The sequence below is a fragment of the Acinetobacter sp. YH12128 genome, from assembly GCF_013418655.1.
Classification (GTDB): Bacteria; Pseudomonadota; Gammaproteobacteria; order Pseudomonadales; family Moraxellaceae; genus Acinetobacter; species Acinetobacter amyesii.
On record NZ_VPBO01000009.1, the window covers coordinates 129,242 to 135,573 of the forward strand.

Below are 6,332 nucleotides of genomic sequence, written 5' to 3' on the forward strand. Positions count from 1 at the left end.
CCTGGCGCTGACATTTATTGAGGTAGATTTAACTGCTGATTGAGCCATTGTTGTAACTCACCAGCACGCATTGCACCGCTTATTCTAGCAATTTCGTTGGTTTTATTCATCAAAACCAGTGTAGGAATACTACGAACATTAAATGCACCGCTCAATCGAGGGTTTGCTTCTGTATCAATTTTGGCAAAAACCACCTTCGGATTAGATTTTGCAACTTGTGCAAAGTGTGGCGCCATCATCTTACATGGTCCACACCACTCAGCCCATAAATCGATCAGCACAGGTAAATCACTATTGCTAATAAAGTTGGCAAAGTTCTTTTCATTCAACTCGATGGGCGCCAGTGGAATCAATGCTTGATGACATTGACCACATGCAGGTCCAACTTCGATTTTTTCTTCAGGTACACGGTTTTTTGCACCACATTCAGGACACACAACGATCATTTAGCTGACTCCAACATGTTGATGTAAAAATTCTAATTGGGTTGCCATGGCTTTTTCAAACCATTGCCCATGATAAATATCAAAATGTTGCATTTCCCACTCATAATATTGCACATACGGTGCAATATTGGTCGCGGTTTCTCGGCTTGATTCGATGGGAATCAAACTATCTTCTTTGGCCGCAATAAAAAGTACTGGTATGCTAATTTTACGTACATCCAATATTGGGCGATAACGGATTAGCTTAAAAAAGGCCCGAGCCGGAATTTCTCCACTCCAATAAAAATCAGGATTTACAATCGATAAATAGCCCGCATAACTGTCTTCAGACTGTAAAAAACACAATCGATGTGGATGAACTACAGGTAAAGTCGTTGGGCTCATCCCAACTTTTGAGCCCATATAGTCCTGACTTGATAATTTTAATGCTTTGGGTAATTGCTGTAAGGGATACAACTTTGCACTTTCAGCGCCATCGACAAATGGAACTTGTACCATCAGCGCTTTAATATTTTTAAGCTCTGCCGCCAAACTAAGTACATAGCCACCACTCAGCGATGTTCCCCATAATACAATGCGTCTCGAATCAATCGATTTACGCTGCTGTAAATGATCAATCATGGTCCGCCAATCTTCAAGTTGAGCTTTAAGGTTCACCAACTCTCTCGGACGCCCTGTACTGCCACCCCAATAGCGATAATCAAACAACACGACAGCATAGCCCGCTTGTACAAAGCGCTTGGCATATTGCACTAATTTAAACTGGCGTAATGCCGCCAAACCATGTGCCATGAGAATGACTGCAGGTTTTTCAACAGATTTTGGACGATAAAAGTCAGCAGCTATAACATCTTGTCCGCTTTTGACATACAGTGGTTCGACTGTATAGGCGTGCATACGCGCTCCATTGCGTTATTTTATGGTTGTAATCGCTTATAAAAATTTAAGAACATTCTGCTCAAGTTTGTGCTTAATGCTATCATAAAGCATAAATCTATGAATTAAATTATGGAGTGACTCAATGAGCGAAAATGTTGGTTTTGCAGGTCAAATCGGCCCAGAACATGTAGCGCAAGTGGTTGAAAAAGGCTTTAAATCGATTATCAATAACCGCCCTGACATGGAAGGTGGTCCTGAGCAACCAACCAGTGCTCAAATTGAAGAAGCAGCTCGTACCGCTGGTTTAGATTATGTTCATCAACCGGTTGTTGCGGGTCAAATTTCTGAGCTAGATGTCCGTAACTTTGCTAATCATTTTAATGAATTGCCAAAGCCAGTGCTCATGTTCTGCCGTACAGGTAACCGTTCAAATAACCTATATCAACTAGCAAAACAGATGGATCTTTTGGATGACTAAGGCTTTCATTCAAAAAGCTTTATTGATCGCAACATGCATCTTTTCGGCACCCACATTTGCTGATAATAACAGTCAGCCCTTAAATGCAAATTTAAGTGTCTCTGGACAAATGACCACAGATAAGTTTTCAAGTTTACTCAAACAACTTAAATTTAAATCTGTAATTGTGAATCGACCAGATAGTGAGGCGGGCAATGAAGTGACTGTTTTAGAGTTACGAGGCATGGCGGAAAAGTCTCATGTGAGTGTTGTGTATCAACCTGTGCAAAGCGGTAAAATTTCTCAAACAGACGTGAAAGAATTTGCCAAATATTATAATGAGCTTCCTAAACCCATTTTGATGATTTGTCGCAGCGGCTCTCGTTCGACAGCTCTTTTCAATCAAGCTAAAGCTCAAGGTTTGCTTAATGAATAAATTTGTGTTCATCCTTTTATTTACAACGTTGTTGCTAACAGGGTGTAATTCTATGGATGTACGTCCAACCGTTGGTGTAAGTGTCGGGACTACACTTTAAATTCTCAGTCCCTAAAATAAAAAACAGCGCCGAAGCGCTGTTTTTTATTTTTATATTATTTAATATTTAACCAAGATGTTACGCTCTTACCGCCTGGAACACTTGAAATGATTTTTACATCATCTCCTGCTGTACAGCCTTTCAAGCGAACTGTGTAATTCACTAGGTCATTTCCATTATTTGCGAATGTACTTGGTGTTAATAAAGCCATAGTATTCGGAACGGTTAAATTTCCACTTCTAATTTCAGCTTCACAAGATAAATTCTTATAAGCGATTTCAGGAGTGCCCGTCACAGTTGATGCAATCCCCCCCTTACTCCCCATTCCAGTTGAATCAATTATTACAGCATAATCAATATTATCAATGGTTACAATTAGAGTAGTATTTGGTTCTGCCCCTGAAACTTTCAAGATTTGTTTAGTTGAGTCTGTAGCATCTAATTGAAGTTTAGCTTTAGGTTGAAAATCACTATTATCTTTCACTGCTACAGAAATAGTTGTACCTGATGGCATCGGCACTGTTTTTTGCGAGTTGCCAAACACTTGGAAGCTAAAATTGCCTGAACCACTTGTAATGAACCCATTACTATCAAATCCTGTATTCCAAACAAATGTTGGTGTGTCGTGTGCAAAAGAGAATACCAATTGTTGGCGGAGTACTGCACTTAGACCACTGTCGCAAGTATTTGGGATATTCGGTTGTGCAAAGCTAGAAATCGCGCATTGTAATGCACCAGCGGCTTTTTGATAAATGAATTCACCTACACTATGTAGATTATCTTCGTTATCATCCTTAAAGAAATCGCCAATATTATCAGTTAAGGTATCCGTGCCTGCTGTATATAAATTGTCGCCATTATTATCTATATAACTCTTGTCACCTTCAACATAGGCTAAAACAGTCACACGGTTATCTAAAGGTCTTGGGCTCTGAGTCGTTAAAGTCACAGAGCAAACACCTTTATCATCCGTCATACAGTTTGAATCAACTTTACCGCCTTCGCTGACAAAACTGATGACTGTATCTTTCGGTACAGGGTTACCTGTACGGTCACGCATACGGGCAACGATCGTTGCAACATCCCCATCAATATCTGTACGTAAAGACTGTTTAGAAACAGATAGACTGACACCATTTTGTGTAACGCGTCCAGAAGAAACCTTCACGCCTTTAGAAATTGCTGATACAGTTGGAGATGCGACCAATGTTGCTTTAATCTCTACAGGGCCTGGAATATTACCTGGATATAAATTAACAACAATTTTACCTTTAGAATCACTTTTTAATATTTGGGTAGCGCGGTTATTCAATGTCACAAAATTAAGATCATTTGGCGCTTTTTCCAAAGAGACCTCTACGTCTTTATCTTTTGCAGGAACACCATTGGCATAAAGCGTAAACTCAATAGAGTTAGATGCTGCAGATCCACTGCTCTTTATACCTAAATTAACATCAGCGGCAGTTGTATAAACTAGAGAATCTGCTGCTACCGCTGCAATATTAAGTGTTGTTGTAACAGTGGCTGAGCTGCTTGGCGAAGATGCTGTAACAACAACAGGGCCTTCACATAAATCACCATTCGAAGCAATGGCTTTATATGAAGTAATAACATTGCCTTGATTTGATGAAATTACAGATGCAGGATCGAATGTTCCACAACTTGCAGTAAAGTTCACCGTTACATTGTTTTGCGCTTGAGAATTTTGATTTAAAGTTTTTAAAGTAATATTTGTAGAAGCGCCAGATGAAAGACCAGCAGCTGCAGCAGATATATTTGATAAGACAACATTTAGTGACTGTAAACTAAAGACTGCATCTTTTGCTGTAACGGTATTACCATCATATTCAGCACTTGCTGAAATTTTGTAGGCACCTGTACTGCTCAAATTTTCAGGTGTTACTGAAATAGTTGCTTCACCGTTTGCATTAGTCACAACTGCAGCATTAGAGCTGCCAAAAGTGACTCCACCAGTTGAAGTAAATGTAACGATTGCTCCACTAACACCATTTCCAGACTGATCTGTCACTTTTACAGTAGCTGTTACACCCTCTGCAGTAATAACCGTAGTCGAATTACCATTCAAATCTTTCAGCTGAATTGCGCTAGCATTCAGCGATTTGACTTCTTCACCAGTATTGGGATTTGTTGAAGAACCACCAGAATTTGCCCCTTCATTAAAATAACCATCACTACCACCACCACCGCAACTTGCCAACAATACGGCTAAAGCTACAGCTGACAGTTTCATAGTCACTTGTTTTTTTTGCATGGAATTCCCCCAAAACCCTCAATATATATAGAGTTGTTATAAATATTTATTGGTTGCTATGTAACCATAATTATAGCTTTATGTAAACACAAGGAATACAAATGTTTGATATGTTAAATTTGAAGAATGAAGGAGAATTTTATGTACGACATCATCATTATCGGTGCAGGAACAGCAGGCATTTCAGCCTATAAAGAAGCAATTAAAAAAACACAAAATATTCTTATCATTAATGATGGTCCCTGGGACACTACCTGTGCACGCGTCGGTTGTATGCCAAGTAAAATACTTATTTCTACTGCAAACCGGATATACGATATACAACACGCCGAAAATTTAGGACTAGATGTCAAAAGTGAAATTGACACCTCTAGAGTCATGCACCATGTTCAAACTTTACGTGATCGTTTTACAAGAGCCACGTTAAAAGATGTTGAAAGTTGGCCAAGCCAACATAAAATTTCTGGAAAAGCAGAATTTATTGATTCCAATACCATTCAAGTAAATAACCAAACATTTAAAGCCAAATCATTTATCCTTGCAGTAGGTACAACTCCTGCTATAGATACAGAACAAAAACAAATTTTAGGCGATAAATTAATTACGTCCGATCAAATATTTGAGTTAGAACAACTACCAAAATCTGTCGCAGTTATTGGAAGTGGCGTGATCGCTTTAGAATTGGCTCAGGCTTTAACACGGCTTAATGTAAACACCACTGTTTTTGCACGTAGTCGAAAAATTGGCTCACTGACTAGCCCCATATTACAAAAGCTCGCACAGGAAGAGTTAAGTAAAGAGTTAAAGCTAAAGTTTGAAATTTTACCTGAACATTACTCTGTTGAAGGCGATTTAGTTCATTTAACCTATACTGAAGAAAACGTACAAAAGTCGCTACAAGTTGACTATGTTTTAGCTGCAACTGGCAGACGTACATTATTAAATACCTTAGGTTTAGAACGTATAAGTTCAGAATTTAAAGATTTAAAAAATTTACCGATCAATCCGGATACAAAGCAACTAGCTGATTATCCTATTTTTATTGTCGGTGATGCACATACCAATACCCCTATCCAACACGAAGCAGCTCATGAAGGTAAATTTACAGTACAAAACTGTTTAAACTTTCCACAAATTAAATCCATCAAGACGCTAACCCCTCTAGGCATCTTATTTTCTACACCACAAATGGCAACTATTGGTCAAAGCTATAAGCAACTACAAGATAAAAACACAGAATTCGTCATTGGTTTCGTTTCTTACGAAAAACAAGGTCGTGCGATTGTTGCTGCTAAAAATAAAGGGGCTGCCGAAGTATATGTGGATACAATTAACCATACACTATTAGGAGCTGAGCTATTCTGTGCAGAAGCTGAACATTTAGCACATTTGCTAGCTTGGATGATTTCAGAAGAACTAAGCATACATGAAATTTTGGATAAGCCTTTCTATCATCCAACTTTAGAAGAAGGGTTAAGAACTGCATTAAAGCATGCACGACGTCAGTTAAAATAATTTTATCGTTTTAGGTCGATTTATAGCGTTGGATTTCCAACGCTTTATTTTCGCCCCCTTTTATCTTTTTTCCACGCATAAAAAAACACCCCCTGAGATATCAGGGGGTGTTTCGAATAATGAGCTGGCGATGACTTACTCTCACATGGGTAACCCCACACTACCATCAGCGCTAAGAGGTTTCACTTCTGAGTTCGGGAAGGGATCAGGTGGTTCACTCTTGCTAT

At 38.9% G+C, this 6,332-nt stretch carries 6 protein-coding genes and 1 rRNA gene; 3 read left to right on the plus strand and 4 right to left on the minus strand.

From position 1 onward, the window contains the following. Window positions 1-14 precede the first annotated feature (14 nt). Window positions 15-446 carry a thioredoxin TrxC gene (trxC, locus tag FTU64_RS06870; RefSeq protein ID WP_180059454.1) on the minus strand — a complete coding sequence of 144 codons (432 nt, stop codon included), beginning with the start codon at window positions 444-446 and terminating at the stop codon, window positions 15-17. After that, window positions 447-1,343 (minus strand): alpha/beta hydrolase, encoded by an 897-nt coding sequence (locus FTU64_RS06875; protein WP_180008975.1) that lies wholly within the window; start codon window positions 1,341-1,343, stop codon window positions 447-449. Between the two features lie 124 nt (window positions 1,344-1,467). Between FTU64_RS06875 and FTU64_RS06880 the strand changes: the two genes are divergently transcribed. Together FTU64_RS06880 and FTU64_RS06885 are read left to right on the plus strand one after the other, a co-directional pair. Beyond that, window positions 1,468-1,803, plus strand: a complete 336-nt coding sequence (locus FTU64_RS06880; protein WP_111885430.1) for a TIGR01244 family sulfur transferase — start codon at window positions 1,468-1,470, stop codon at window positions 1,801-1,803. Next, window positions 1,796-2,218, plus strand: coding sequence for a beta-lactamase hydrolase domain-containing protein (locus FTU64_RS06885; RefSeq protein ID WP_180059455.1), 423 nt, complete (start codon window positions 1,796-1,798; stop codon window positions 2,216-2,218). The genes FTU64_RS06880 and FTU64_RS06885 overlap by 8 nt, the downstream gene beginning before the upstream one ends. 155 nt (window positions 2,219-2,373) lie before the next feature. Here the strand turns inward: FTU64_RS06885 and FTU64_RS06890 are convergent, their stop codons facing one another. After that, the gene (locus FTU64_RS06890; RefSeq protein WP_180059456.1) at window positions 2,374-4,590 is read right to left on the minus strand and encodes an Ig-like domain-containing protein; all 2,217 of its coding nucleotides are present in this window, start codon (window positions 4,588-4,590) and stop codon (window positions 2,374-2,376) included. A gap of 141 nt (window positions 4,591-4,731) precedes the next feature. On the opposite strand from FTU64_RS06890, the gene FTU64_RS06895 reads away from it, so the two are divergent. Beyond that, window positions 4,732-6,105 carry a dihydrolipoyl dehydrogenase gene (locus tag FTU64_RS06895; RefSeq protein WP_180026777.1) on the plus strand — a complete coding sequence of 458 codons (1,374 nt, stop codon included), beginning with the start codon at window positions 4,732-4,734 and terminating at the stop codon, window positions 6,103-6,105. A 122-nt stretch (window positions 6,106-6,227) separates the two neighbouring features. Here the strand turns inward: FTU64_RS06895 and rrf are convergent. Then, window positions 6,228-6,332, minus strand: a 5S ribosomal RNA gene (gene rrf, locus FTU64_RS06900); the annotation flags it as partial.

Excerpts from the sequence above, each read along its gene's own strand:
- FTU64_RS06890 (WP_180059456.1), bottom strand. The coding sequence starts at position 4,590 with ATGCAAAAAAAACAAGTGACTATGAAACTGTCAGCTGTAGCTTTAGCC.
- FTU64_RS06895 (WP_180026777.1), top strand. The coding sequence starts at position 4,732 with ATGTACGACATCATCATTATCGGTGCAGGAACAGCAGGCATTTCAGCC.
- FTU64_RS06885 (WP_180059455.1), top strand. The coding sequence starts at position 1,796 with ATGACTAAGGCTTTCATTCAAAAAGCTTTATTGATCGCAACATGCATC.
- FTU64_RS06880 (WP_111885430.1), top strand. The coding sequence starts at position 1,468 with ATGAGCGAAAATGTTGGTTTTGCAGGTCAAATCGGCCCAGAACATGTA.
- trxC (WP_180059454.1), bottom strand. The coding sequence starts at position 446 with ATGATCGTTGTGTGTCCTGAATGTGGTGCAAAAAACCGTGTACCTGAA.
- FTU64_RS06875 (WP_180008975.1), bottom strand. The coding sequence starts at position 1,343 with ATGCACGCCTATACAGTCGAACCACTGTATGTCAAAAGCGGACAAGAT.